General features: G+C 62.0%; 23 protein-coding genes and 1 riboswitch. Of the genes, 21 read left to right on the top strand and 2 right to left on the bottom strand.

Translation table 11 applies throughout. The annotated features are described in order from the left end of the window. Positions 1–12 precede the first annotated feature (12 nt). The 13 genes from BW967_RS13290 to BW967_RS13230 all read left to right on the top strand — a co-directional run bounded on the left by BW967_RS13290 (position 13) and on the right by BW967_RS13230 (position 12,241). Entirely contained in the window at positions 13–1,080 is a 1,068-nt protein-coding gene (locus BW967_RS13290) for an ABC transporter permease (protein ID WP_076485582.1), read from the top strand. Next, complete coding sequence (nikC, locus tag BW967_RS13285; protein WP_076485581.1) at positions 1,077–1,985, top strand: nickel transporter permease; 909 nt, start codon at positions 1,077–1,079, stop codon at positions 1,983–1,985. Before BW967_RS13290 ends, nikC begins: the two co-directional genes overlap by 4 nt. Beyond that, positions 1,982–2,815 carry an ABC transporter ATP-binding protein gene (locus BW967_RS13280; RefSeq protein ID WP_076485580.1) on the top strand — a complete coding sequence of 278 codons (834 nt, stop codon included), beginning with the start codon at positions 1,982–1,984 and terminating at the stop codon, positions 2,813–2,815. The genes nikC and BW967_RS13280 overlap by 4 nt, the downstream gene beginning before the upstream one ends. After that, positions 2,808–3,587 carry an ABC transporter ATP-binding protein gene (locus tag BW967_RS13275; protein ID WP_076485579.1) on the top strand — a complete coding sequence of 260 codons (780 nt, stop codon included), beginning with the start codon at positions 2,808–2,810 and terminating at the stop codon, positions 3,585–3,587. The genes BW967_RS13280 and BW967_RS13275 overlap by 8 nt, the downstream gene beginning before the upstream one ends. Next, positions 3,584–4,642: a dipeptidase gene (locus BW967_RS13270; protein ID WP_076485578.1), complete on the top strand. Its 1,059-nt coding sequence runs from the start codon at positions 3,584–3,586 to the stop codon at positions 4,640–4,642. Before BW967_RS13275 ends, BW967_RS13270 begins: the two co-directional genes overlap by 4 nt. Next, the gene (locus tag BW967_RS13265; protein ID WP_083952239.1) at positions 4,642–5,577 is read left to right on the top strand and encodes an NAD(P)-dependent oxidoreductase; all 936 of its coding nucleotides are present in this window, start codon (positions 4,642–4,644) and stop codon (positions 5,575–5,577) included. Before BW967_RS13270 ends, BW967_RS13265 begins: the two co-directional genes overlap by 1 nt. A gap of 26 nt (positions 5,578–5,603) precedes the next feature. Continuing rightward, a riboswitch (cobalamin riboswitch) is annotated at positions 5,604–5,797 on the top strand. A gap of 146 nt (positions 5,798–5,943) precedes the next feature. Beyond that, the gene (locus BW967_RS13260; RefSeq protein WP_076485576.1) at positions 5,944–7,785 is read left to right on the top strand and encodes a TonB-dependent receptor plug domain-containing protein; all 1,842 of its coding nucleotides are present in this window, start codon (positions 5,944–5,946) and stop codon (positions 7,783–7,785) included. 10 nt (positions 7,786–7,795) lie between these two features. Continuing rightward, complete coding sequence (locus tag BW967_RS13255) at positions 7,796–8,602, top strand: ABC transporter substrate-binding protein (RefSeq protein WP_245826551.1); 807 nt, start codon at positions 7,796–7,798, stop codon at positions 8,600–8,602. After that, positions 8,599–9,582, top strand: a complete 984-nt coding sequence (locus BW967_RS13250; RefSeq protein ID WP_076485574.1) for a FecCD family ABC transporter permease — start codon at positions 8,599–8,601, stop codon at positions 9,580–9,582. Before BW967_RS13255 ends, BW967_RS13250 begins: the two co-directional genes overlap by 4 nt. Next, positions 9,579–10,343 carry an ABC transporter ATP-binding protein gene (locus BW967_RS13245; RefSeq protein WP_076485573.1) on the top strand — a complete coding sequence of 255 codons (765 nt, stop codon included), beginning with the start codon at positions 9,579–9,581 and terminating at the stop codon, positions 10,341–10,343. Before BW967_RS13250 ends, BW967_RS13245 begins: the two co-directional genes overlap by 4 nt. Further along, entirely contained in the window at positions 10,333–11,109 is a 777-nt protein-coding gene (gene exbB, locus BW967_RS13240; protein WP_076485572.1) for a tonB-system energizer ExbB, read from the top strand. The genes BW967_RS13245 and exbB overlap by 11 nt, the downstream gene beginning before the upstream one ends. Beyond that, a complete protein-coding gene (locus tag BW967_RS13235; protein WP_076485571.1) occupies positions 11,109–11,507 on the top strand; it encodes a biopolymer transporter ExbD in 399 nt (132 codons plus the stop codon). The genes exbB and BW967_RS13235 overlap by 1 nt, the downstream gene beginning before the upstream one ends. Then, positions 11,504–12,241, top strand: coding sequence for an energy transducer TonB (locus BW967_RS13230; RefSeq protein ID WP_139327836.1), 738 nt, complete (start codon positions 11,504–11,506; stop codon positions 12,239–12,241). Before BW967_RS13235 ends, BW967_RS13230 begins: the two co-directional genes overlap by 4 nt. Positions 12,242–12,285: 44 nt before the next feature. Here BW967_RS13230 and BW967_RS13225 read toward each other — a convergent pair whose 3' ends face one another. Continuing rightward, entirely contained in the window at positions 12,286–12,708 is a 423-nt protein-coding gene (locus BW967_RS13225; protein WP_076485569.1) for a tellurite resistance TerB family protein, read from the bottom strand. 103 nt (positions 12,709–12,811) lie between these two features. Between BW967_RS13225 and BW967_RS13220 the strand changes: the two genes are divergently transcribed. Beyond that, positions 12,812–14,419, top strand: a complete 1,608-nt coding sequence (locus BW967_RS13220; protein ID WP_076485568.1) for a lysine--tRNA ligase — start codon at positions 12,812–12,814, stop codon at positions 14,417–14,419. On the opposite strand, the gene BW967_RS13215 is transcribed toward BW967_RS13220, so the two are convergent. Then, positions 14,420–15,292 carry a CHAD domain-containing protein gene (locus BW967_RS13215; protein WP_076485567.1) on the bottom strand — a complete coding sequence of 291 codons (873 nt, stop codon included), beginning with the start codon at positions 15,290–15,292 and terminating at the stop codon, positions 14,420–14,422. Between the two features lie 265 nt (positions 15,293–15,557). Here BW967_RS13215 and BW967_RS13210 point away from each other — a divergent pair, with 265 nt between their 5' ends. The 7 genes from BW967_RS13210 to BW967_RS13180 all read left to right on the top strand — a co-directional run bounded on the left by BW967_RS13210 (position 15,558) and on the right by BW967_RS13180 (position 26,610). Continuing rightward, positions 15,558–17,849, top strand: a complete 2,292-nt coding sequence (locus tag BW967_RS13210) for a glycosyl hydrolase family 28-related protein (protein ID WP_076485566.1) — start codon at positions 15,558–15,560, stop codon at positions 17,847–17,849. A gap of 95 nt (positions 17,850–17,944) precedes the next feature. Continuing rightward, complete coding sequence (locus BW967_RS13205; RefSeq protein ID WP_076485565.1) at positions 17,945–19,591, top strand: SulP family inorganic anion transporter; 1,647 nt, start codon at positions 17,945–17,947, stop codon at positions 19,589–19,591. A 364-nt stretch (positions 19,592–19,955) separates the two neighbouring features. After that, complete coding sequence (gene acs, locus BW967_RS13200; protein ID WP_108188572.1) at positions 19,956–21,926, top strand: acetate--CoA ligase; 1,971 nt, start codon at positions 19,956–19,958, stop codon at positions 21,924–21,926. Between the two features lie 4 nt (positions 21,927–21,930). Further along, positions 21,931–22,614 carry an adenylate kinase gene (locus BW967_RS13195; protein ID WP_076485564.1) on the top strand — a complete coding sequence of 228 codons (684 nt, stop codon included), beginning with the start codon at positions 21,931–21,933 and terminating at the stop codon, positions 22,612–22,614. Positions 22,615–22,678: 64 nt separating this feature from the next. Then, positions 22,679–22,936 carry a DUF4212 domain-containing protein gene (locus tag BW967_RS13190; protein WP_076485563.1) on the top strand — a complete coding sequence of 86 codons (258 nt, stop codon included), beginning with the start codon at positions 22,679–22,681 and terminating at the stop codon, positions 22,934–22,936. 15 nt (positions 22,937–22,951) lie between these two features. After that, the gene (locus tag BW967_RS13185) at positions 22,952–24,709 is read left to right on the top strand and encodes a sodium:solute symporter family protein (protein ID WP_076485562.1); all 1,758 of its coding nucleotides are present in this window, start codon (positions 22,952–22,954) and stop codon (positions 24,707–24,709) included. A gap of 74 nt (positions 24,710–24,783) precedes the next feature. Then, positions 24,784–26,610, top strand: coding sequence for a DUF294 nucleotidyltransferase-like domain-containing protein (locus BW967_RS13180; protein ID WP_076485561.1), 1,827 nt, complete (start codon positions 24,784–24,786; stop codon positions 26,608–26,610).

Genomic DNA, 26,610 nt, shown 5'->3' with positions numbered 1-26,610 from the left:
GGCCTTCCCCTCATGTCCGTATCCGAGACCACCGCCCCCGCCGCGTCTCGCTGGCCCGACCTTTTGCGTCGTGTGGCTGGCGGGATTGTCACCCTTGCCATTACTGTTTTGGGCCTGTTGCTGGTCACCTTTGTGATCGGCCGCGTTGTGCCGATTGACCCGGTGTTGTCGATCGTTGGCGAGCGCGCCACGCAGGAACAATATGAGGCCGCGCGTCAGGCGCTGGGCCTTGATGCGCCGCTTTGGCAGCAGTTTTACATTTATGTCCGCGATGCGCTGCACGGCGATCTGGGCATGTCGATCCGCAGTCAGCAACCGGTGCTGACGGAAATTGCCCGCCGCTTCCCCGCGACGTTGGAACTGGCCACGCTCGGCACGATCCTTGGTGTGATTTTGGGTGTGCCTGCGGGCGTGCTGGCCGCCACCAAACCGGGTTCGATTGCCGACCAAGTGGTGCGGCTGGTGGGCCTTGTGGGCTATTCGATGCCGGTCTTCTGGCTTGGTCTGATTGGGCTTTTGGTCTTCTACGGCAAGCTCGATTGGGTCGGCGGGCCGGGGCGGCTCGACGCCAGCTATGAGATGATGCTCGAATTCACCCTGACGCGCTACACCGGGGCGATTTTGATCGATTCCGCGCTTAATGGCGCGTGGGATATGTTTGCCAATGCGGTCACCCATATCATCCTGCCCGCCGGGCTTTTGGGTTATGTGTCCATGGCTTACATCAGCCGGATGACGCGCAGCTTCATGCTGGGCGAGTTGAGCCAAGAATATATCACCACCGCGCGGGTCAAAGGGATGCCCGAATGGCGGGTGATCTGGGTGCATGCGATGCGCAATGTCTCGGTGCCGCTGATCACCGTTGTGGCGCTTTCGTATGCCTACCTGCTTGAGGGCTCGGTGCTGACCGAGACGATTTTCGCGTGGCCGGGCTTGGGCAGCTATATCACAGATGCGCTTTTTGCCGCCGATATGCCCGCTGTGCTGGGCGGCACCGTGGTGGTGGGGGTGGTTTTTGTCACGCTCAACATGGTGTCTGACATCGTCTATCGCCTTGTCGACCCGAGGGCGCGCACATGACCCAATCGCTTTTTCAGTGGCTCTCTGACCCGTCGCCTTCCTCGCGTGCGCAGGCCCGTTTGGGGCAAGCTTGGCTCGCGTGGCTGCGGCTAAAACGCAATCATTTGGCGATGCTGGGGCTGGCCATCATCGTGCTCTTGTGCGCGATGGCGGCTTTCGCGCCGCTCTTTGCCACGCATGACCCGTTTGTGCAAAACCTCGCGCAACGGCTGTTGCCGCCGGGCACGCCCGGCCATTGGCTCGGCACCGATGATTTTGGTCGCGATATCTGGTCACGCATCGTTTATGGCGCGCGGATCACGCTTTACATCGTTGCGCTGGTCGCGGTGACGGCTCCGGTGATTGGGCTTTTGATCGGCACGGTCGCGGGCTATTTCGGCGGCATCGTCGATACCGTTTTGATGCGGATCACCGATATCTTTCTGGCCTTCCCGCGGCTGATTTTGGCGCTTGCCCTCGTGGCGGTGCTGGGGCCGGGGATTGTGAATGCCGTGCTGGCCATCGCGCTCACCGCTTGGCCGCCCTATGCCCGTGTCGCGCGGGCCGAAACGCTGACCGTGCGCAATTCGGATTACATCGCCGCGGTGCGGCTGCAAGGTGCGGGCGCGGGGCGGATCATTTGGGGCCATGTGATGCCGATGTGTCTGCCGTCCGTCATCATCCGCGTCACGCTGGATATGGCGGGGGTGATCTTGATCGCGGCGGGGCTTGGCTTCTTGGGCCTTGGTGTGCAGCCGCCGCTGCCCGAATGGGGGCTGATGATCTCTTCGGGGCGCAAGTTCCTGTTTGAGCAATGGTGGGTCGCCACCATGCCGGGCCTTGCGATCTTTGCGGTTTCGCTTGGCTTCAACCTTCTGGGCGACGGTCTGCGCGATGTGCTGGACCCGCGGAGTGCCTCGCGATGAGCTTGCTAGAGATTGAAAACCTGCGCGTCACCTTTGAAACCGAGACTGGCCCGGTGCAGGCGGTGCGCGGCGTCAGCTTTGGCCTTGGCCGCGAACGGCTGGGGATCGTGGGCGAAAGTGGCTCCGGCAAAACCATCACCGGGCGGTCGGTTTTGCGGCTCATTCGGCCCCCGGGGCGGATTGAGGCGGATCGGATGGTCTTTGATGGGATTGATCTGACCACCGCGAGTGAAAAGCAAATGCGCGCCCTGCGCGGGCCGCGTTTGGCCATGGTGATGCAAGACCCGAAATATTCGCTCAACCCGGTGATGCGGGTCGGCGCGCAACTGATGGAGGGGCTTTTGCGCCGCGACCGGCTGGGCCGGGCCGAGGCGCGCAAAAAAGCCATTGCCGCGCTCGAAGCCGTGCAAATCCGCGACCCGGAACGGGTGATGGAGGCTTGGCCGCATGAGCTTTCGGGCGGCATGGGCCAGCGCGTGATGATTGCGATGATGCTGATCCCGGAACCCGACCTTTTGATTGCCGATGAGCCGACCTCGGCACTTGATGTCACGGTGCAAGCCGAGGTGATGGCAATTTTGGACAATCTTGTGCGCGAGCGTGGCATGGGGCTGATTTTCATCAGCCACGATCTGCGGCTTGTCGCGCAATTCTGCGACCGGGTTTTGGTCATGTATCACGGCCGTATCGTCGAGGAATTGGCGGCGGGCGATCTGATGAATGCACGCCATCCCTATACCCAAGGGCTGTTGAATTGCTTGCCAAAAATCGGCGGCAGCCGGGAGCCTTTGCCGGGGCTCGACCGCACGGGGGACTGGGCCAATGTCTGATTTTATCGAGATCGACAACCTCTCCGTCACCTTCGCGGCCAAGGGGCGGCAGGTGCAGGCGGTGAAAAACGTCAGCCTCAGCGTCGGTGCCAAGGAAAGTTTTGGCCTTGTGGGCGAAAGCGGTTCGGGCAAATCGACCATCCTGCGCGCGATTTGCGGGCTTGCGCCTATTTCGGGCGGGGAAATTCGCATTGCGGGCGAAAAGCTGACCGAGAAGCGGGCGAAAAACTTCGTCACCCGTGTGCAGATGGTGTTCCAAGACCCTTATGCCAGCCTGCATCCGCGCCACACGATTGACCGCACGCTTTCTGAGCCGTTGGCGATCCACGGGATCGGCAATTCCGATGCCCGCGTGGTGCGCGCGCTCGAAGATGTGGGCCTGCCGAGTTCGTTCCGGTTTCGCTACCCCCACCAGCTTTCGGGCGGGCAGCGCCAGCGTGTGGCGATTGCCCGTGCGCTGATGCTGGAGCCAGAGATTTTGCTGCTCGATGAACCGACCTCGGCGCTGGATGCCTCGGTTCAGGCCGAAGTGCTGAACCTGCTTAATCGGCTGCGCGATGAACATGGGCTGACCTTCTTGATGGTCAGCCATGACCTCGCCGTGATCGACCATATGTGCGACCGGATTTTGGTCATGCAGCATGGCGGCGCGGTGGAAGAACTGGCCCGCGCAGACCTTGCCAGCGCCAATATGAAGACAGACTACGCCCGCTCCCTCTTTGCCGCTTCGGCAAACCGGATGCTGGAAACACCCCCGAAGGAAACCGCATGACGCCCGTGTTTGATGGCCATAACGACATTCTCTACCGCATCCTGCAAGCGCCCGAAAAGCGTGAGGAAATTTGGCTGACGGGGGAGGGGAAAGGGCATCTCGACCTGCCGCGGATGCAGGCAGGCGGCTTTGCGGGGGGCTTCTTTGCGATCTATGTGCCGTCCCCCGTTTCGCATGACTTTGCGGAGGTCATGACGCAGATGGACAACCCGCCCTATGCGTTGCCGCTGCCCGATTTGATTGATTTTGAGGGCGGTCTTCCGGTGGCGTTTGCGGCGGCGGGGCATCTTTTGTGGATGGAGCGCGCCGCGAAGGGCGCGTTCCGGCTGTGCCGCACGGCGGGCGAGATCCGCGCCGCGATGGCTGAGGGGGTGATTGCGGGCCTGATGCATATGGAAGGGGCCGAGGCGATTGATGAAGACCTTGATGCGCTGCACAGTTTCCATGCGATGGGGCTGCGCTCGCTCGGCCCCGTCTGGTCGCGGCCCACGATCTTTGGTCACGGCGTGCCGTTTTGCTTCCCCTCCTCGCCCGATACTGGGCCGGGGCTGACCGAGGCAGGCAAAAGGCTTGTCAAAGAATGCAATGCGCTCAAAGTTTTGGTGGATTTAAGCCATCTCAACGAAAAAGGCTTTGACGATGTGGCGCGGCTTTCTGATGCGCCGCTGGTCGCCACCCATTCCAATGCCCATGCAATCTGCCCCTCGTCGCGCAACCTGACCGATCGGCAGTTGGAGATGATCCGTGAAAGCCGCGGCATGGTTGGGGTGAATTACGCGGTCAACTTCCTCAATGAAGATGGGCTGAAAGCGGCGGATCGCGGCTGGGTGCCCACCTTGCGCCACCTTGATTACCTGCTCGAACGGCTGGGCGAGGATCATGTGGGCCTTGGCTCCGATTTTGATGGGGCCGATGTGGCCGAGGTTCTGGGTGATGTGGCGGGGCTGCAAGGGCTGATTGGCGCGATGCGCGAACATGGCTATGGCGAAGAGCTGATCACCAAAATCGCCCATGAAAACTGGCTTGGCGTGTTGGAGCGCACCTTCGGCGCCTGATGCGGCACCCTGTCGTGTGGCGCAGCCGCCCGCATGCGCCACACTGCATCGAAGCGATGGAGGGCAGGATGGACAAGATTGGTGTGATCGGGCTGGGCCGGATGGGCGCAGCCATTGCCGAACGGTTGGCGGGGCAGGGGGGCACGGTTTGTGGCTGGACCCGCAGTGGTCGCGCGGTGGAGGGTGTGCCCTTCGCCGAGACCTTGGCCGATCTGGTGGCGCAAAGCACGGTTTTGGTGCTGAGCCTTTATGACGATGCCGCCGTGGGCGAGGTGCTGGATGCGCTTTTGGCTCTGCCGCTGGAGGGGCGGTTGATCATCGACACCAGCACCGCGAACCCGCAGGTGCTACAGGCCCGCGCCGCTGCGCTGGCCGCCAAAGGCGCGCGCGCGGTCGATGCGCCAATTTCGGGCGGGCCGGAACTGGTGCGCGCGGGCAATTGCGGCATTTTCATTGGCGGCACAGAGGCGGATGCAGAGGCCGCGCGCGCGGTGCTGACGCCGCTTTCCGCGCGCATCTTCCACACCGGGCCTTTGGGCGCGGGGCTGGTGATGAAAGTGATCAATAACGGGATGTTGCAAGCCTATTGGGCGGGCCTTGCCGATATGATGCCGCTTGCGCGGCGTGCCGGGCTGCCGCTGGAAACGGTGCTGAATATCTTGGCGGGTGGCCCGGCAGGTATGCCCGCTTTGCGCGACCGTCTTCCCAAAGTGCTGGGGGAAGATGAGGCGGTGGGCTTTCCGGCCCGTGGCGTTTTCAAAGACAACGCGCTTTTCCGCGCGATTGTGCAGGCGCATGGGCTAACGGCCCCCACGCTTGAACGGCTGGCAGCGGAGCAAGAGGCCGCCACAGAAACCGGGGTGATTGACCAAGACCTCGCCCGTCTGATCTGGCTCGCCTATGACCGCGGCGCGGAGAATCTGTCGCAGCCGTGAACGCTTGACTGAAACGGTAAATTATTATCCCTTGTGCGCGTTCAAGTTCCGGTGGGAGCCGGATGAAAAGGGAACACGGAACGGCCCCAAGCCGAAGCCGTGGCTGCCCCCGCAACTGTGAGCGGTGAGCGACATCGACATGCCACTGGGCAATGCCCCGGGAAGGCCGATGAAGCGACGACCCGTGAGCCAGGAGACCTGCTTGAGCGATCACCCTTTCCGGGCGCGGGGCGTGCCATGGAAGCGGCTTGATCCGCAGTGGTGACATGTCGCCGTCTGCGGGTTTTTTCCCCGCAGCATTCGCATTGCAGGCCCTTGGCCTGCGCTTGTCATGTCGGGCCGTTGGGGGCCCGGGGGGAATAGTCTATGACGTTCTATCCAGCGCTTCGGCGCTTTCTTTGCGTATCCACCTGCCTAAGCTTGCCGGGGCTTGCGGTGGCGCAAGACTTTATGATGCTTGATGATATTTTGGTGCGCGCCAATTTGGAGGCGACCGACCCGGACCGTTCGGGCAGCACGGTGCATGTGGCAACGGGCGAAGATTTGGCCGCGGCGCCTTACACGCGGCTTGGTGCAGCGCTGGCGCAAATGCCGGGGCTCAGCTTCAAATCCAACGGCCCGGCGGGAACGGCTTCGACCATCACTTTGCGCGGCGCGCCGGCGCAATATGTGCCTGTTTTGCTGGATGGGATCGACATGGGCGATCCCGCCGCAGGCAAGGGCGATTTTGACTTTGGCACTTTGGGGGTGGCAGGGATTGACCGTGTCGAAGTGCTGACCGGCGCGCAATCGGCGCTTTACGGGTCAAATGCGGTCGGTGGGGTGATCAACCTGACAAGCTTCCGCGCGCAAGAGCTTGGCACCGCGCAGCGCTTTGCGGTGGAATACGGCAGCTATGCCACGCAAAAGATCAGCTATGCCTATGCGGCCAAAACCGAACGGGGTGAGGTTTCGGTTACGCTGTCGCATCTGTCTTCAAACGGCTTTTCCGCCAAGGAGGAAAACGACGGGAATTTTGAGCCCGATGGTTTCCGTGCGAACCGGATTGGCTTCTTTGGGCAATATCAGGTGACCGATGCGGTGACGGTGGGGCTCAACGGCTTTTTTGAAGACAGCCGGGGCGAGAATGATGTGTGGTCGGGCGATACCGCAGCCAATATCGGCCAAGATTACACCGACCGCCGTGCCACCGGGTTGCGCGCTTTTACCGAAATCACCGCAGGCGCTTTCGACCATAAGATCGAGGCGAGCTATTACCGATCAGACCGGCAAAGCTATTCTTACGGGGCGACAGCGCCTTCGGATTTTGACGGCAAGCGGGTGAAACTGTCTTACACGGGGGCGGCCGATCTGGGCGCCTCTGCACGGGTGATCTTTGGGGCGGATCGCAAGCGGGAATCGGTGGAAGGCGAGGGCAGCGTCACCACTTTGGGCGTGTTTTCTGAGCTGAACTGGGCGGTGAGCGACCGGGCCGACCTTTCGGCCACGCTGCGCCATGACGATCACGAAACTTATGGCGGTTTCACCTCGGCGCGGCTCTCTGGTGTCTATCGGCTGCAAGAAGATCTACTGTTGCGGGCTTCGCTGGGGAACGGTTTCCGCGCGCCCTCGCTTTATGAGCTTTACGGCCCCTATGGCGATGCGGCGATGGCGGTTGAAAAAAGCACCAGCGCCGAGCTTGGGGTCGAAAAACGCTGGGGAGAGGCGGCCAGCCTGAGGGCCACCGCGTTTTGGCTTGAGGCGAAAAACCTGATTGGGTTTGATTATGCCGCGACCTCTTGCGGGCAGGCTTTTGGTTGCTATGCGCAAGTGCCCGGCACCACCCGGCGCAGCGGGCTAGAGCTTGAGGCCGAGGCGGCGGTGAGCGAGCCGCTCACGCTTAAGGGCAATTACACCTATACCCAAAGCGCGGGCACAGGCATGGCGGCCAATGCTTGGGCGGGCGTTGCGCGCCATGATCTGAACCTAAGTGCCGAAATGGCGCTGACGCCGGACTGGACCGGGCTTCTTACGGTTGAACGGGTGATCGACCGGCCCGGCACGCTGGCCAATTACACCGTCGCCAACGCAGGCGTCCGCTATGACTTTGGCGCCGGGAAACAGGCCTATCTGCATATCGAAAACCTCTTCGACGAAGAATATCAAACGATTAGCGGGTACGGCACCTCGGATCGGGCGGTGTATGTGGGCTTCCGTGCGCAGTTCTAGTTTGGCTTTTATGCTGGCGGCGGGGCTCGCCGCCAGTGTTCCCGCTTGGGCAGAGCCCGCGCCTGCGCGCGTGGTCTCCATCAACCTGTGCACCGATCAATTGGCGATGCTTTTGGCTGCGCCGGGGCAATTGCGCTCGGTCACGATGCTGGCGCGCGATCCCTCTGTTTCGGTGCTGGCCGAGCTGGCGCAGGGCTACAAGGTGAACCACGGCAAGGCGGAAGAGATCTATCTGGACCGCCCCGATCTGGTGCTGGCGGGGCGATACACCGCGCAAACCACCGTCAACATGCTGCGCGATCTGGGTATCCGGGTGGAGATTTTTGAACCCGCGCAAAGCTTTGCCGATCTGCGCGCGGATATCCTGCAGATGGGGCAGGTGTTGGGGCGTGACCGGGCCGCGGCGGAGATCGTGGCGGCTTTTGACACACGGCTGGCGCAGTTGCAGGCCAAGCAGCCCGAGGGGCCGCGCCCGGTTGCCGCGACTTGGTCGGCGCGGGGCTATATGTCGGGCAGCCAAAGTCTGGCGGCAGAGATCATTTCCACCGCCGGATATGATCATTTGGCGGAACGCTTGGGGCGCAAAGGGGGCAGTTTTCTACCGCTAGAGGCCTTGGTGCTGGCCGACCCCGATCTGGTGATTGAGGGGCATAGCCGCGCAGGTCATGCCCGCTCAGAAGAGGTCTTGGCCCATCCCGCGTTGCATGTGCTGACCGGGCGCAAGGCTGCGGTGCAAACGCCCGATTGGGTGTGCGGCCTGCCTGCTGTTTTGGACGCGGTCGAGGGGCTGCGCACTGGGCAGGAGGGCGCACAGTGAACCGTAAGCTTTTGGCTGCGCTGACCTTTGCTGTTTTGGCGCTGTTTCTTTTGTCGCTTTTGACAGGCGTTGCCGATGTTGGACCGATCCGCAGTCTGAAGGCGCTCTTTTGGGGCGGCGAAGGCCCGCTTGATATTGTGATGCGCGAAATTCGGCTGCCGCGCGCGATTTTGGCGGTGATGGTGGGGGGGAGCCTTGGCTTGGCGGGCGCGGCGATGCAGGGGCTTTTGCGCAACCCTTTGGCCGAGCCCGGGGTGATCGGCATTTCCGCTGCGGCGGCTTTGGGGGCGGTGCTGGCGCTGCAAACCGGGCTGGCCGCCACTGTACCGCTCGCTTTGCCGGGGGCGGCCCTTTTGGGCGCGCTTCTTGGCGTTGGCGCGATCTTGTTTTTGGCGGGCGCAGGCGGCGGCACTTTGGCGCTGATTTTGGCCGGGATCGCGCTTTCGGCGCTCGCCTCGGCGCTGACTGCTTTGGTGCTTAACCTCTCGCCCAACCCCTTTGCCGCGCATGACATCGTGTTTTGGATGATGGGCTCGCTTGCCGATACCTCTTTCACGCAGGTGGCGGTTGCCGCTCCGGTGATGGCGCTTGGCTGGCTTTTGCTGGCGCGGTCTGCGCATGGGCTTGAGGCGCTGACCTTGGGAGAAGAGGCGGCTGCCTCGATGGGGGTGAACCTTCGGCGGTTGCGGCTGGCAATCACCCTTGGCACGGCAGCCGCAGTGGGGGCGGCCACGGCGGTGGCGGGCACGGTGGGCTTTGTGGGGCTGGTGGTGCCGCATGTTCTGCGCCCGCTTGTTGGCGCGAACCCGGCGCGGCTTTTGCCAGCTTCGGCTTTGGGCGGGGCGCTTTTGGTGCTCGCGGCCGATATAGCGGTGCGCAAGGTGCTGCCGGGGCAGGATCTGAAACTTGGCGTCTTGATGGCTTTGGTCGGCGCGCCGGTTTTCTTTCATCTGATCTGGCGAATGCGGGGGGCAGCATGACCGATCTGGTGCTTGAAAACCTCTCTGTCTTGCGGGGCAAACGGCGCGTGCTCCAACAGACCAATTTGCATCTGCATCCGGGGGAGTTTGTTGGGCTGATCGGCCCGAATGGTGCGGGCAAATCCACGCTGTTGCGCGCGGCGCTCGGCTTGGTGGGGGCCGAGGGGCATAGCTCGCTTGCACGCCTGTCGCCTGCCGTGCGCGCCCGCATCGCGGCATGGCTGCCGCAGGCGCGCGAGATCGCTTGGCCGATGCCGGTGATTGACCTTGTCGCTTTGGCGCAAAACGGGCGTCGCGATGCGCCGCAGGTGCAAGCCGCGCTGGCACGAATGGATGTGGCGCATTTGGCCGAGCGGCCTGCCACCGCGCTTTCGGGCGGGGAACAGGCGCGGGTGCTGATGGCGCGGGCTTTGGCGCAAGACACGCCGATTTTGCTGGCGGATGAGCCGATCGCCGGGCTCGACCCGGCGCATCAGATTGCCTGCATGAAGCTTTTTGCCGCCCGCGCCGCAGAGGGGCGGGTGGTGATGGCCTCGCTGCATGATCTGGGGCTGGCGGCGCGGTTTTGTGCGCGGATCGTGGTGCTAGATCACGGCCAGATCGTTGCCGATGGTGCGCCCGAAAAGGTGCTGACGCCCGATCTGTTGGGCCGCGTCTTTGGCATTCATTGCCACATCGCCACGGTCGAGGGTGGTCTTGTTCTGCACCCGCTTGAGAGCTGTAACCATTTGACGTGGAAGGAGGGTTCCGATGCCGGTTGATATGATGTTGATCGCGGTTCTGGAGCGTTTAGGCCTAGGTGCCGTGGCAAGTGCCCTGCGCGGCGCGCAGGAGGCCGAGGCGCTCACCCCCTTGGCGATGTTCATGGCGGCGGGTGATCTGGTGCAACTGGTGATGCTGGGGCTGATCGCGGCCTCGGTTCTGGTCTGGGCGCTTTGGGCGGGCAAGCTGCTGCAGATCGCCATGGCGCGCCGCGCGCTGGCGCGGGATTATCGCGCGCTTGCCAAAGCGGGGCAGCTGCAGCTGGAGTTGCGCTTGCCGCGCGGGGGGATCGTGGCGCGGATGCTGACGGCGGCGCAGGCGGAAATGCACGCCTCGCAAGGGCTGCCCGGCGTCGGGGTGAAAGACCGCGCGGCAAGCGAACTCGCCCGTATCGAGGCAGGGGCCGCGCGGGCGATGCAATCTGGTGCAACGGTGCTGGGGTCTGTGGGGGCGACTGCGCCTTTTGTGGGGCTCTTCGGCACGGTTTGGGGAATTATGGGCGCTTTTGTGGGGATTGCGCAAAGCGGCTCTTCAAGCCTTGCCGTGGTCGCCCCCGGCATTGCCGAAGCCTTGATGGCCACCGCCTTGGGCTTGGTGGCGGCGATCCCGGCGGTGCTGCTTTACAACCATCTGACGCGGGCTTTGGGCGGTTATCGCGTCGCGCTCGCCGATTGTCGCGCGCTGGTTGAACAGCACTTGTCGCGGGATTTGGACCGGGCGCGGATGCTCGCCCGCCCCGCTGCGCTGCATCTGGTGGCAGAGTGATGGAGGACGATCTTTCTCCTTCGGTGGGGATCAACCTCACGCCGTTCATTGATGTGATGCTGGTATTGCTGATCGTTTTCATGGTGGCGGCACCGCTTTCCACCGTGGATGTGCCGGTTGATTTGCCCCCCGCTTCCGCCATACCCATGCCGCGCCCGGCAGAGCCGGTGCTGGTGAGCCTGCAAGAGGATGGGCAACTGATGCTGGGGCGGAATTTGGTGACCGCCGAGGACTTGCCGAAGCGGCTGGCCGAGGCGATGGCGCGCGACCCAGAGGCGCGGATCTACGTGTCTGGCGACAAAGCCGTGCCCTATGGCGAAATGATGCGCCTGCTTGATACCTTGCGGGCGGAGGGGTTTACCCGCATCGGCCTTGTCGGGTTGGAGCAGGCCCCGTGAGTTTGGCTTTGGGCGCAGAGCGGCCTGCGAGCGGTGGGCGGGTCGTGCTCTTGGGGCTGGGGCTTTCACTTGCGCTGCATGGGGCGGTGATGGCGGGGTTTGGCGCGCGCACCGTGGTGCCGGAGGGGGCCGAGGCGGCGGGCGCGGGCGGTGCAGAGCTTGCCAGCCTTGCCGCAGTGGCCTTTGTTGATTTGATGCCCGAGATGCGCTTGCCCGCGCCAGCGATGGTTTTGCCGCTTGCCCCGCCCGTGGTCGCCGCGCCCGATCCTTTGCGCCTGGCGGAACCTGCGCAGGAAGTGCCGCGTAAACCCATGCCAAAGCCCCGAGCAAAGCCCGAGATTCAGGCGGAAATGCGTGCTGAAAGTCGGGCTGCGGGGCAGGGCGGTGGCGTGCAAGCGGGGCGCAAGGCGCCTGCCGCCGCGCGCGCAAGCCTTGCGCCGGGGCAAGAGCAAAGCCTGTTGCGGCAATGGGGCGCAGAGCTGCGCGCGCGGATTGAGCGGCGCAAAAGCTACCCCAAAGCGGCAGGCCGCGCTTCCGGCCGGGTGGTGGTGCAGGTGACGGTAGGGCGCGATGGGCGGCTTATCGCGGCACAGGTCGCGCGCAGTTCGGGCCATGCGGCGCTGGATACGGCGGCGCTTTCTGCTGTGAAACGCGCGGGGCGGTTTCCCGCCGCGCCCAAAGGGCTGAGCAAGCCCAGCTACGGATTTGCCGTGCCGATCAGCTTTGCACGCTAGTCCTTGGCCCGGAGGGGAGCCCGGACCAAGGGGCGCAGCGGTGCTTAGAGCTTCATGTGGCGCACCCGCGCGCCCCATTCGATGGCCACGGCATGCAGCCGATCAATCGCCAGTTCAGAGCGGATTTCCTCAAGCATGCGCAATTCGGGCTGGTGCAAAATACCATCCGCCGCCGCAACATCGCAGGCGAGCGCATAGGCGGTTTCAAAGTATTTTTCGGGCAGGGCTTCGCGGACAAGGCCAAACAAAGCCTCTAGCCCTTCTTCTTCTTCAAACAGCGCATAGACCGTTTGTGCAACGACGCGGATGCGATCGATGTCGTAGCTGGCGAAAATCGGCATGTGGTTCACCATCCGCTCGATGGCGATCAGTTCCGAGGTGCGGATCGCTTCGTCGGAGACCGAGACCGCCACCATCACGGCGACGAGCGCATCTTGCGGCGAAAGCGAGGGAAGGGTGTCGGTCACGGGCGTTGATCCTTATGCTGTGTCCCCAAGAATTATTGACCTTCGCGCGCCCGTTCAATAGTGCAAGCGCGAGGCGCATGGGGCGCCTGTATGAGGATAGACCATGACCACCCTGCGCGACGCTGCGATGAACTCCAAAGCCTGGCCTTTTGAGGAAGCGCGCCGGGTGCTGAAACGCTACGAAAAGGAACCGCCCAAGAAGGGCTATGTTCTGTTCGAAACGGGCTATGGCCCGTCGGGTCTGCCGCATATTGGCACCTTTGGGGAGGTGCAGCGCACCACGATGATCCGCCGCGCCTTTGAGATTATCTCGGATATTCCGACCAAACTTCTGTGCTTTTCCGACGATATGGACGGGATGCGCAAAGTGCCGGAAAACGTGCCGCAGCAGGATTTGCTGAAAGCCAATATCCAAAAGCCGCTGACCGCCGTGCCGGACCCGTTTGGCGAGTTTGACAGCTTTGGCAACCATAACAACGCGATGTTGCGCCGGTTCTTGGATACGTTCGGGTTTGAGTATGAATTCGCGAGCGCGACCGATTACTACAAATCGGGCAAGTTCGATGACATGCTGATGCTGTGTGCCGAGCGTTATGAACAGATCATGGCGATCATGCTGAAATCGCTCCGTGAGGAACGCCAGCAGACCTATTCGTGCTTCTTGCCGATCCACCCGGAAACGGGGCGCGTGCTTTACGTGCCGATGAAGAACGTCGATGCGAAAAACGGCGAGATCACCTTTGACGATGAAGAAGGCCGCGAATGGACGCTGCCCGTCACCGGCGGCAATGTGAAGCTGCAATGGAAGCCCGATTTCGGCATGCGCTGGGCCGCGCTTGATGTCGATTTCGAGATGTATGGCAAGGACCACTCCACCAACACGCCGATTTACGATGGCATTTGCCGCGTGCTGGGGGGCCGTGCGCCGGAGCACTTTACCTATGAGCTGTTCTTGGATGACCAAGGTCAGAAGATTTCCAAGTCGAAAGGCAATGGCCTGACGATTGATGAATGGCTGAGCTATGCGGCGACGGAAAGCCTCGGTTATTTCATGTATCAAAAGCCGAAAACCGCGAAACGGTTGTGGTGGGATGTGATCCCGAAAGCGGTGGATGAATACCACCAGCAACTCCGCGCCTTCCCGACGCAGGACGTTGCCAAGCAAATCGACAACCCGGTGTGGCACATTCACGGTGGCCAGCCGCCCGAGTCGAATATGGTGGTGCCGTTTGCGATGCTGCTCAACCTTGCCTCGGTGGCGGGGGCGACGGATAAGGCCGGGCTTTGGGGCTTTATCAAACGCTATGCGCCCGAAGCCAGCCCCGAAACCCACCCCGATCTGGACGCCGCCGCAGGCTATGCGGTGCGCTACTTCCAAGATTTCGTGGCGCCGACGCTGACCTTCCGGCTGCCCAATGACCAAGAGCGCGCGGCGATTGAAGACCTGCTTTCCCGGCTTGAAGCATTGCCGGCGACCGATCTGCATGAGCAGTTTGAAGATCCGGCGGATGCGCTGCAAACGATGGTGTTTGCCGTGGGCAAAGACCATGCGTTTGAGCCGCTGCGCAATTGGTTCACCGCGCTTTACGAGGTGCTGCTGGGGCAATCCCAAGGCCCGCGTTTTGGCGGCTTCATCGCGCTTTATGGCGTGAATGAGACCATTGCGCTGATGCGCCGTGCTTTGGCGGGTGAGTTGGCGAATAAAGCCTGATCAGCGCGGCGCGGTTTCGCGCCGCCACAGCTTGTACCATTTGCCCCACCGCGCGGCGAGCGCCTCTGGCGGGTCGGCAAAAAGCCGGGCGCCGATGGCAAAGCTTTGAAGTTCCAAGATATCCTTGCGCGCGGTGATTGCCGCGCCAAGGGCTGCGGCCTCTGCTTCGGTCAGCGGGCCGGGGAGGGCGGCTTCCAGCGCGCAGAGGTCATGATGCAGGCCCAAAGCCTCGCCCAATGTGTCGGCAGCGCTGGCTTGGGCGGCCATCATCTCGGGCCAGATCGGCGTGAGCAGCCGTGTGTGATACCAGTGATGCTTGACCCGCGAGCGCCACGCATGCAGGTTTTCGGCCGTGGGGTGCTTGCGCGCCACTTTCATCCGGCGTTGCGCTTGATGCAGTGTGCGGGTGAGCCCTTGGGAAAGCAGATCCCAGCCCTCTGCCTCAAATTCCCACGATTTCACGCGCGATTGGATCGCCTCAACCTGTTCGGCAAATTGGATGATGGCTTCCGGGTCGGGGGCAGTAACCGACGCGGGCAAGGCGCGCGAGAGCTTGCGCGCGGCCGTGTCGGTTGCCGGATCGCCCATGAAAAAGCCGAGCGTGACATGCAGCACCTCTGCATCGCGCAGGTTTGAGATGCCCGCTGCCGCCTCCCGCAGGGCTTTGTTTTCGATGTCGAAATCCGAGAAGGCAGGGGCGGTGAGCCGCAACAGGCCACGGGTTTTCTTGATATGTTTGCGCAGCCGATGCAGCGGCGAGCTGTTCGGTTTGGCGTTGCGCGCGCGCTTGGCGGCAAGGGTCAGTTCCGTGCAGGCAAGGGCGCGGATCGTGTCGGAAACCGTGTGCGTATCGGGGGTAAAAACGAAGGCCATCAACCAATCCTTGGGTCTTTTGGCGCGACCCCATCATGACGCTGTGACGCTCATGTGACAAGCGCGCGACAGATGCGCAAAGGCCGCAGGCGCACGCTGGTCTCAGAAGTTCTTTAACCTTTCTCGCTAGTTCTGCTGGAGCCGAGGGCGGGGTGCGCCCGGCAAATTTCCAGATCAGATGTGGCCCAAAGGGCTGCGCGGGGCCCTGTGGCGCCGCGCTCGGAGCCGTTTGCCATTTGGCAAAGCCAAGCAAGAGGAGAGGCGGATGAATATTGCGATTACCGACGGAGTGACCCTTATGCCGCCCCTGTTTGAAGCGGGGCTTGATCACTGGTCGAGCGAAAACGGGACGGCGGGGTCGGCCACTTATGCCGGGGCGGCCAATGCGGCTTTGGTGGCGGCGGATGCCAATTTTGGCTCCTGCCTTGAGATGGTGAAGACGCAAACCACGCAAAAGCTACGCTACATGGGGCAAACGCCGATCCTGCCCGGCGTTTATTTGCGGATCACGGCCAAGGTGAAGGCGGTTTCGGGCAACCTTTGTTCAGTGCGGATTGCGGGCTATGCGATGAGCGCATCGGGCACCCATGTCAGCGGGCTGGATGAGGTGGGGCCAAGCGTCGATCTGACGGCCTATGGGCGGGTTGAAACGGTGAGCGCGATTGTCGGCACCGGCGCGCGCGGCGGCGTTGATATGAACTGGGGCACCGGGGTGGCTTATGGCCATTTTGGGCTTGATCTTACCGGGCTCAACAACGGCGTGGTACGGATTGAAGACATCGAGATTGAAGACATCACCGAGGCGTTTTTGCGCGAGATGATGGACTGGGTCGATGTGCGCGATTTTGGCGCTGTCGGAGATGGGGTGACCAATGATCGGGCGGCTTTTGCCGCCGCAGATGCTGCCGCCGCAGGGCGCGCAATTTTGGTGCCGGAGGGGAGCTATTACATCGGTTCGTCACTGTTTTTGAATGCGCCGATGCGGTTTGTCGGCACTTTGGTGATGCCCGATGCGGCGCGGCTTGCATTGGCGGGCAGCTTTGATTTCCCGACCTATGCGCGCGCCTTTGGCGATGAGGAACTGGCGCTGAAAAAGGGGATACAGGCGCTTTTGGGCTATACAGATCACAACAGCTTTGATCTGTGCGGGCGCCGGGTGGAATTGAGCGGGCCGATTGATGTGGCCGCGATCTGCCCCGATGTGACGAGTTTTGCGAACCGCCGGGTGATTACCAATGGCCAGATCAATGTGATTGAAGATCCGGCTTGGGTGTCGAGCGTTGTGACCTCGCAGGCCACCTATAACAGCGCGCAGGCTTATCAACTGACCGGGGTTGCGAATATCTCCAATATTCCGGTGGGGGCGCGGATCTCCGGCACTGGCGTTGGGCGCGAGGTTTATGTGCGGGCGCGCAATGTGGGGGCGGGGTCGCTCACCTTGTCGGAGCCGCTTTACGGCGGCTCGGGCACCCGGACACTGACCTTTACCCGCGACCGCTACATCTTTGATTTTTCCGGCTTTGATGCGCTGTCGCGCTTCACGCTCGATAATATCGAGTTTTTGTGCAACGGCTGGGCCAGCGTGGTGATGCTGGCACCCAATGGCGAAAACTTTCAGATGCGCGATTGCTGGGTGGTGCGGCCCAAAGACCGGGTGATTAGCTCGCCCGGGCGGGGCTGCCAGAACCTGACGGTGGATCGGTGCAATGTCCTGTCAAACGAGATGTCGGTGCCTGCACAGGACCGCACCAGCGTTGCGCTGAACGTCAACGCCAATGATGCGAAAATCCGCGAGTCTGTCTTTGTGCGCTTTGGGCTGACGATGATCTTCAACGGCTCGGGGCATTTGATCATCGGGAACCATTGGTTTCAGGGCGATGATGAAAGCAATGCCACCCGGCTGCCGGGGCTCGTGTTCGCCCAGACCAATGTGCAATCGGCGGTGACGGGCAATTACATTGACGACAACATCATTGAATGGACGAACGAATATGACGCCACGCCCGATCTGGGGACGGATTATTCCTTTGGCGGGCTGACGGTGACGGGCAACACCTTCGTGCATATCAACTGCGCGCCTTGGGTGACGTGGTTCTCGGTCAAGCCCTATGGGACCGGGCATTTCGTGCATGGGTTGAGCGTGACGGGCAATGTGTTCAAATCGCTCAATGGGGCGATTGACCGGATTGAGAAGGTCGATACCAGCTTTGCCACGCTCGACTATTGGCGGATGCGCAACGTTGTTTTTGAAAACAATATGTTCAACGCGGTGAACCAGATCACGGTGAACCCGGTCTTTGTGCAGACCACTGTGGCAAGCGTGCAGGCGGTTTGGACGGTGGATGCGGCGGCCTATTTGCCCTTTGGCGGTTGGGCGCGCAATGTCGAAAGCTTGGTGGCGGTGGGCGCGGTGACCAATGGGGCGAATGCGCGGGTGACGGCGATGCCTTATGTGACTGTGGAGCAAGGGGCGAACCATGATTTGGTCACCGTCACGTGGCCCGAGGCGGCGAAGGGCAAGATCAACACCGTGATCCGCATGGATACGCCGAATTAAACGGGCGAGATAATCGCGCAAGCGTGAGTTGTGCGTGCTTGACAAGGGCGGGGGCGGGGCGTTTGGTCCCGCCATCCTGAACGAAAGCACCGTCCATGCATACCACCCGTTCGCCTGCCAAGGCTGGGGTTGAGCCCCTTTTGCCGATGTCTGTTACCGCTTTTGCCGAGGGCTATGGGCTGGCGGCGCTGCGCCAGGACGTGGTGGCGGGGTTGACGGTGGCAATTGTGGCGCTGCCGCTTTCGATGGCGATTGCGATTGCCTCGGGTGTGGGGCCGGAGCGCGGGCTTTTCACCGCGATTGTGGGCGGATTTTTGATTTCCGCGCTGGGCGGGTCGCGCTTTCAGATCGGCGGGCCAGCGGGGGCGTTTATCGTTTTGGTGCTCGCCTGTGTGACGCAAACCGGGGTGTCCGGGCTGGTGCTGGCGACCTTTCTGTCTGGCATTATGCTGGCGATTTTGGGGCTGCTAAGGCTTGGGCAGACCATTCGCTACATGCCTTACCCGGTGACGGTCGGTTTCACGGCGGGCATCGGCGTGATTATTTTCGCAAGCCAAATCAAAGACATGATGGGGCTGACGCTGGCGGGCGGCGAGCCGGGGTCGATTTTGGAAAAGCTGGGGGCGCTTTGGGCGGCGCGCGATACCGTGACGCCCGCCGCGATTGGAGTCGCGCTTACGACCGTGGTGGTGATTGAGGCGATCAAGCGCTTTGCGCCGCGCCTGCCCAGCCTGTTGTTGGGGATTGCGCTGGTCACCGTGGTGGCGACGCTTTTGCATTTGCCGATTGAGACGATCCATTCCCGCTTTGGCGCCTTGCCGCGTTTGTTGCCCGCGCCGAGCCTACCTGATGTCAGCCTTGAGGCGTTGCGCGCCGCGCTGCCTTGGGCGGCGAGTTTCACGCTGCTGGGGGCGATTGAATCGCTTCTGTCGGCGATTGTGGCCGATGGTATGTCGGGCACGCAGCACCGTTCCAATACCGAACTTGTCGCGCAGGGCGTGGCCAATATGGGCGCGGCGCTGTTTGGTGGGTTTTGCGTCACCGGCACGATTGCGCGGACCGCCACCAATGTGCGTGCGGGCGCGCATGGGCCGGTGGCGGGCGTGTTTCATGCGCTGTTCATTCTCGCCTTCATGCTGATTGCCGCGCCTTTGGCGGGGTATATTCCGCTTGCCGCTTTGGCGGGGCTTTTGGGCATTGTCGCTTGGAACATGATCGAGCGGCATGAGATGGCGGCGTTGATCCGTTCATCGCGCGGCGATGCTTTGGTGCTGATCGTCACCTTCTTGGTGGTGACCTTCCGCGATCTGGCCGAAGGGATTGTGATTGGCTTCGCGCTGGGCGGGCTCGTCTTCATTCGGCATATGGCAGAGATGACGCTTTTGGCCGAGGGCGCGACCCATGCAAGCGATGCGGAGACCCAGCGCCCGGATGTGGTGACCTATCACCTGCGCGGCGCGGTTTTCTTTGGCTCGGTCGCGCGGCTTGGCTCTGTGCTGGATCGGATCGTGCAGCACCCGCGCGCGATTTTGCTCGATATGTCCGAGGTCGGCTTTGTCGATAGCACTGGGGCGCGGATGATCTTGCAACTGGCGCAAAAGATGGCGCGCAAGGGCGGGCATTTGGTCATTGTGGGCGCGGCTCCCGGGCTTGAGGCGGCGATGCGTGCGCAGGGGCTCGAAGAGCCCGCTTTGCGCTACAGCGCCGATGCCGGGGCCGCCTTGGCGCAACTCGACGGCTAGGGCCGAATCACCTGCGAATCTGCTGGAAAACCGCCACGCACCCCATAGGGGTTGGCCGGGGGCTGCGATACTGTGTTTGCCGCACATGCAGTGCTGCATCGCAGCGGTTGCGCTATCGACTTTTGCCACCCGTGAAGGGCGAAACGGCAAAGGGTTGAAACGCAATGCCAAATCTCTGTGCCTTTTCAAAAAATTTACAAGCTTATCGCCTTATCAGTCAATAAATTTACAAAAAAAGTCATTGCACGTAGGGGCTTACATGAACGCTCACAATTGGTTTACAGTGTGTGTGGGGTAGAGCGCCGCGGGAGTGACCTTGCGGCAGACGGCGGCCACGGGCCGCATCATCTTGGGAGGAGAGGCCATGAACACCCAGACGCAGCCCATCACCGCGCCCGAAATGCGCGAGGTTCCGGCAGGGTTCGAGAACGCGCATGCGGATCATCAGAAATACCTGGAGATGTATCGGGAATCGATCGAGAACCCGGACGCCTTCTGGGCCCGCGAAGGCAAGCGTCTTGATTGGATGACGCCTTACACCAAGGTCAAAAACACCGATTTCACCTTTGGCAAAGTCTCGATCAAATGGTTCGAAGATGGCGTGCTGAACGCCTCGGTGAACTGCATCGACCGCCACTTGAAAGACCGCTCGCTGCAAACCGCGATCATCTTTGAACCCGATGATCCGAATGAGCCCGCCCAGCACATCACCTACAAGGAGCTGTCCGAGAAGGTGAACCGGATGGCGAACGTGCTGCTCAGCCAAGGCATCATGCGCGGCGACCGGGTTGTGATCTACCTGCCGATGATCCCCGAAGCCGCCTATGCGATGCTGGCTTGCGCGCGGATCGGTGCGATCCACTCGATCGTGTTCGCGGGTTTCTCGCCGGACGCGCTGGCGAACCGGATCAACGACTGTAACGCGAAGCTGGTGATCACCGCTGACACCGCGCCGCGCGGGGGGCGCCGCACGCCGCTCAAAGCCAACACCGATGCCGCGCTGCTGCACTGCTCGGACAAGGTGCGCTGCTTGGTGGTGAAACGCACCAATGACCAAATTTCGTGGGTGCATGGCCGCGACGTTGACCTGCTCTACCTCATGGATCACGTCTCGCCCGAATGCCCGCCGCGCCCGATGAACGCCGAAGATCCGCTGTTCATCCTCTACACCTCGGGCTCGACCGGCAAACCGAAGGGCGTGGTGCACACGACCGGCGGCTATCTCGTTTATGCCGCGATGACGCATCAATACACCTTCGACTACCATGACGGCGATGTGTTCTGGTGCACCGCCGACGTGGGGTGGGTCACCGGTCACAGCTACATCATCTACGGGCCGCTCGCGAATGGTGCGACCACGGTGATGTTCGAAGGCGTGCCGACTTACCCGGATGCGGGCCGGTTCTGGGCCGTGTGTGAAAAGCATAAGGTGAACCAGTTCTACACCGCGCCGACCGCGATCCGCGCGCTGATGGGCCAAGGTCCGGAATGGGTTGAGAAATATGACCTTTCCAGCATCAAAGTGCTGGGCTCGGTGGGCGAACCGATCAACCCCGAGGCGTGGACTTGGTATGATACCTATGTCGGCAAAGGCAAATGCCCGATCGTCGATACCTTCTGGCAGACCGAAACCGGCGGCCACATGCTGACGCCGCTGCCGGGCGCCACGGCGACCAAGCCGGGCTCGGCCACCAACCCGTTCTTTGGCGTGAAGCCGGTCGTGCTGGACCCGCAAACCGCTGTGCGGATTGGCGAAGTCGAATGCGAAGGCGTGCTGTGCATCTCCGATAGCTGGCCGGGCCAAATGCGCACCGTTTGGGGCGACCATGACCGGTTCCAAGAAACCTACTTTGGCCAATATCGCGGCTACTACTTCACCGGGGACGGCTGCCGCCGCGACAAAGACGGCTACTACTGGATCACCGGCCGCGTCGATGACGTGATCAACGTCTCGGGCCACCGTATGGGCACCGCCGAGGTCGAAAGCGCGCTGGTGGCGCATCAGCAAGTGGCCGAGGCCGCCGTGGTGGGCTACCCGCACGACATCAAGGGCCAAGGCATCTACGCCTATGTCACGCTGATGAACGGCGTCGAACCGAGCGATGAGCTGCGCAAAGATCTGGTGAAATGGGTCCGCACCGAAATCGGCCCGATTGCCTCGCCGGATCTCATTCAATGGGCGCCGGGCCTGCCGAAGACCCGCTCGGGCAAGATCATGCGCCGCATTCTGCGCAAGATCGCCGAGAACGACTATGGCGCGCTTGGCGACATCTCCACCTTGGCCGATCCCTCGGTGGTGCAAGAGCTGATCGACAACCGTATGAACCGGGGCTGATCCGGTGGACGCACAGGCGACCACCAAACCCGCCGTGCTGATCTTGCTCGGGCCTCCGGGCGCGGGCAAGGGCACGCAGGCGCGGATGCTGGAACAGCGCTTTGGCCTGATCCAGCTGTCCACCGGGGATTTGTTGCGCGCGGCGGTGGCCGCGGGCACGCCCGCGGGCCTTGCGGCGAAAGCGGTGATGGAAGCGGGCGGGCTTGTCAGTGACGAGATTGTGCTCGCGATCTTGCAAGACCGCATGGCCGCGCCGGATGTGAAAGCCGGTGTGATTTTGGATGGCTTCCCCCGCACTGCGGGGCAGGCCGCCGCTCTTGACGATTTGCTGGCCGCTGCGGGGCAGGGAGTGACCGCCGCGATCAGCCTAGAAGTCGATGATGCGGCGATGATTGCCCGCGTGGCTGGGCGCTATACCTGCGCCATTTGCAGCGAGGGCTATCACGATCAATTCAAGCTGCCCGTGGAGCCGGGCACTTGTGACAAATGCGGCGGCACGGTGTTCAAACGCCGCGCTGACGATAATGCCGAGACGGCGCGGGCCAGGTTGGAGGCCTACCACGCGCAAACGGCGCCGCTGATTGCCCATTATCGGGCGCTCGGCGTTTTGGAGACGGTCGATGCGATGGCACCCATCGCGACGGTTGCCTCTGACCTTGGGTCGATCGTGACACGCGTCTCGGCCTGAATTGGGGAGGGATGGGCTCCGGGAGGGGGCCCGTCTGGAGAGATAAAAACAGGGAGTAACGCTCATGGCGGACAATTCTTCGTCCAATGCCTATTGGAAAGCGAACATCCAGACGATCTTGGTCTTTCTGGTGATCTGGTTCGTCTGTTCGTTCGGCTTCGGCATCTTGCTGCGCCCGATGCTCGCGGGCATCGGTATTGGCGGCACCGACCTTGGCTTCTGGTTCGCCCAGCAAGGCTCGATCCTCGTGTTCCTCGTGCTGATCTTCGCTTACGCGTTCCGCATGAACAAACTCGACCGTGAACACGGCGTGGATGAGTAAGGGAGGCTCGGAAACATGGATCAATTCGTTCTTAACCTGATCGTTGTGGGCGCGACCTTCGCGCTTTACATCGGTATCGCGATCTGGGCCCGTGCGGGCTCGACCGCTGAGTTCTATGCTGCGGGCCAAGGGGTTCACCCGGTGCTCAACGGTATGGCCACCGGTGCGGACTGGATGTCTGCGGCCTCCTTCATCTCGATGGCTGGTATCATCGCCTTTGGTGGCTATGACACCTCCGCCTATCTGATGGGCTGGACCGGCGGCTATGTGCTGCTCGCCATGCTGCTTGCGCCTTACCTGCGCAAATTCGGCAAATTCACCGTGCCGGAATTCATTGGCGACCGCTTCTACAGCCAAGCCGCGCGGACTGTGGCCGTTGTCTGCCTGATCATCGCGTCGATCACCTATGTGATCGGTCAGATGACCGGTGTGGGCGTCGCCTTCTCGCGCTTCTTGGAAGTGTCGAACACCACCGGCCTCTTCATCGGTGCGGCGATCGTGTTCATGTATGCCGTTCTTGGCGGCATGAAGGGCATCACCTACACGCAGGTTGCGCAATATGTTGTGCTGATCATCGCCTACACGATCCCGGCGGTCTTCATCTCGCTCAACCTGACCGGCAACCCGATCCCGGCGCTGGGCCTGTTCTCGAACGACGTTTCGACCGGTGCGCCGATCCTCTCGACGCTTGAGGGCCTTGTCACCGATCTGGGCTTCAAATCCTACCTTGAACAGTCCGACACCACGCTGAACATGTTCTTGTTCACCGTTTCGCTGATGATCGGCACCGCGGGTCTGCCGCACGTGATCGTGCGCTTCTTCACCGTGCCGAAAGTGGCCGATGCGCGCTCGTCGGCGGGCTGGGCGCTGGTCTTCATCGCGCTGCTTTATCTGACGGCTCCGGCCGTGGGGGCTATGGCGCGTCTGAACCTGATCAACACCTTCTACCCTAACGGGGTTGACGGCCAAGCTCTGTCGCTGGCGGAAATCGAAGCCGGTCAAGATGCTTCGGGCGCTGATCTGGAGTGGGTCAACAACTGGGCCAAAACCGGCCTGCTGACCTTCGACGACAAAAACGGCGACGGCCTGATCACCTATGTCGGCAATGCCGATGCCAACGAACTGACCGTGAACCGCGACATCATCGTGCTTGCTAACCCGGAAATCGCCCGTCTGCCGGGCTGGGTGATCGCGCTTGTTGCTGCCGGTGGTCTTGCGGCCGCTCTGTCGACCGCTGCGGGTCTGTTGATGGCGATTTCCTCGGCCGTGTCGCACGACCTCATCAAAGGGCAAATCAACCCCAACATCTCGGAAAAAGGCGAGCTTATGGCTGCCCGTGTCGCGATGGCGGTGGCGATTGCTGTGGCCACTTACCTTGGCCTCAACCCCCCGGGCTTTGCGGCGCAAACCGTGGCTCTGGCCTTCGGCCTTGCCGCTGCCTCGATCTTCCCGGCGCTGATGATGGGGATCTTCTCGAAGAAGGTGAACAACGTGGGCGCTGTGGCGGGGATGCTCGCCGGTCTGTTGACCACCGTTGTCTACATCTTCTTGCACAAAGGCTGGTTCTTCATCGCCGATACCGCCAGCTTCTCGGATGCGGACCCGCTGCTGCTTTCGATCAAATCGACCTCCTTCGGTGCCGTGGGTGCGGCGATCAACTTCGCGGTGGCCTTCATCGTGTCGTCGATCACCAAACCGGTCCCGGCCAATGTGGTCGAACTGGTGGAATCGATCCGCGTGCCGAAAGGCGCTGGCGCGGCCACCGGCCACTAAAAACCAAGGCGGGCGGGGCGTTTGCCTCGCCCGCACCCTCTACGAACGAATGCCTTTTCACCAAGGGAGCTGTCATGGAAACCGATCGTGCGGCCATCATCGCCTTTCTCGAAACGGTTCACCCCTACGACACCCTGCCGCGTGACGAGCTGGTCGATGTGGCCAGTTCCTTCCGCCGCATGGAATTCCGCCCCGAAGCGCTGATCTATGTTTATCAAACGCCGATTGGCGGGCTTTACCTGATCAAACAAGGCGCGGTTGAAATTACCGATGGCAATGGCGGGCTGGTCTCGCTGCTTGGTCCGCGCAACTCTTTTGGCGAGCGGGGCATCATGCGGGACGGCTTGGCCGCGACGCAGGCCAAAGCGACCGAGCAGACGGTTTGCCTTGTGCTGCCGACCCCCACGTTCAAACGGCTGATCGAGACCTATCCCTCGTTCGAGCGGTTCTTCAACCGCAAGCGCGGCGAAAAGGTTTCCAACGATATTGCCACGCAAAAGGTCGCTGACCTCATCGCCCGTAAGCCGCTGTCTTGCCCGCCGGAAACGACGGTTGTGAGCGCGGCGCAAATGATGCGCGATGCGCATGTGTCTTCGCTGGGCGTGGTTGGTGGCGATAAAAAGCTGCATGGCATCATCACCGTGCGCGACTTGGCCAATAAGGTGTTGGCGGGGGAAATGCCGGGCACGACGCCTGTGAATGCGGTGATGACGCCCGATCCGGTGAGCCTGCCGCCGACGGCTTTGGGCTCGGATATTTTGCACATCATGCTCGAGCGTCGTATCGGCCATTTGCCGATCATCGAAGAGGGGCGCTTTGTCGGCATGATTACGCAAACCGACCTGACGCGCTTCCAAGCCGTTTCTTCGGCGGTGCTGATCCGCGATGTGGTGAGCGCGGACAATGTATCGGAAATGGCGGCGGTGACCGCGCGCATTCCGCAACTGCTGACCCAATTGGTGGGCGGGCACCATAGCCATGAGGTGGTGACGCGGCTGATCACCGATATCGCCGATGCGGTCACCCGCCGCCTTCTGGTGATGGCGGAGCGTGAATTGGGCGCGCCGCCGGTGCCGTATCTGTGGCTTGCCTGCGGCTCGCAAGGTCGCCAAGAGCAAACCGGGGTCTCGGATCAAGACAATTGCCTGATCATTGATGATGCCGCGACGCCCGAGGATATGGAATATTTCCAAGCGCTTGCGAAGATCGTCTGCGACGGGCTCAACACCTGCGGCTATGTCTATTGCCCCGGTGACATGATGGCGACGAACCCGCGCTGGTGCCAGCCCGCCCGCGTTTGGCGCGACTATTTCAACGGCTGGATCAACACGCCCAACCCCGAGGCGCAGATGCTCGCTTCGGTGATGTTTGACCTGCGCCCGATCGGCGGTGGCGGCATTGCGATGTTTGAAGAGATACATGCGCAAACGCTTGGCATGGCGGCGAAAAATTCGATTTTCGTCGCGCATATGATCTCCAATTCGCTCAAGCATACTCCGCCTTTGGGCCTTATTCGCGGCTTTGCCACGATCCGCTCGGGCGAGCATCGCAATCATATCGACCTGAAGATGAACGGCGTGGTGCCGGTCGCCGATTTGGCCCGCGTCTATGCGCTGCAAGGCAAGCTGACCGAGGCCAACACCCGCGCGCGGCTCAAAGCCGCCGAAGCAACAGGGGTGATCTCAGCCTCGGGTGCGCGCGATCTGATTGAGGCTTATGATCTGATCGCGACGATGCGGCTGGAAAACCAAGCCACGCTGATCAAATCGGGCCGCGCGCCGGATAACTTCCTCGCACCCTCTGATCTGAGCGATTTTGAGCGCGCGCATTTGCGCGATGCCTTTGTCGTGGTGCGCACGATGCAATCGGCCGTGGGCCATAATAAGGCGGTGGTGAGCTGA

Origin of the sequence: Rhodobacter aestuarii (assembly GCF_900156655.1) — a bacterium.
GTDB lineage: Bacteria > Pseudomonadota > Alphaproteobacteria > Rhodobacterales > Rhodobacteraceae > Rhodobacter > Rhodobacter aestuarii.
Note: the sequence above shows the minus strand (reverse complement) of the source record. Positions and strands in the feature narration are given on the sequence as shown.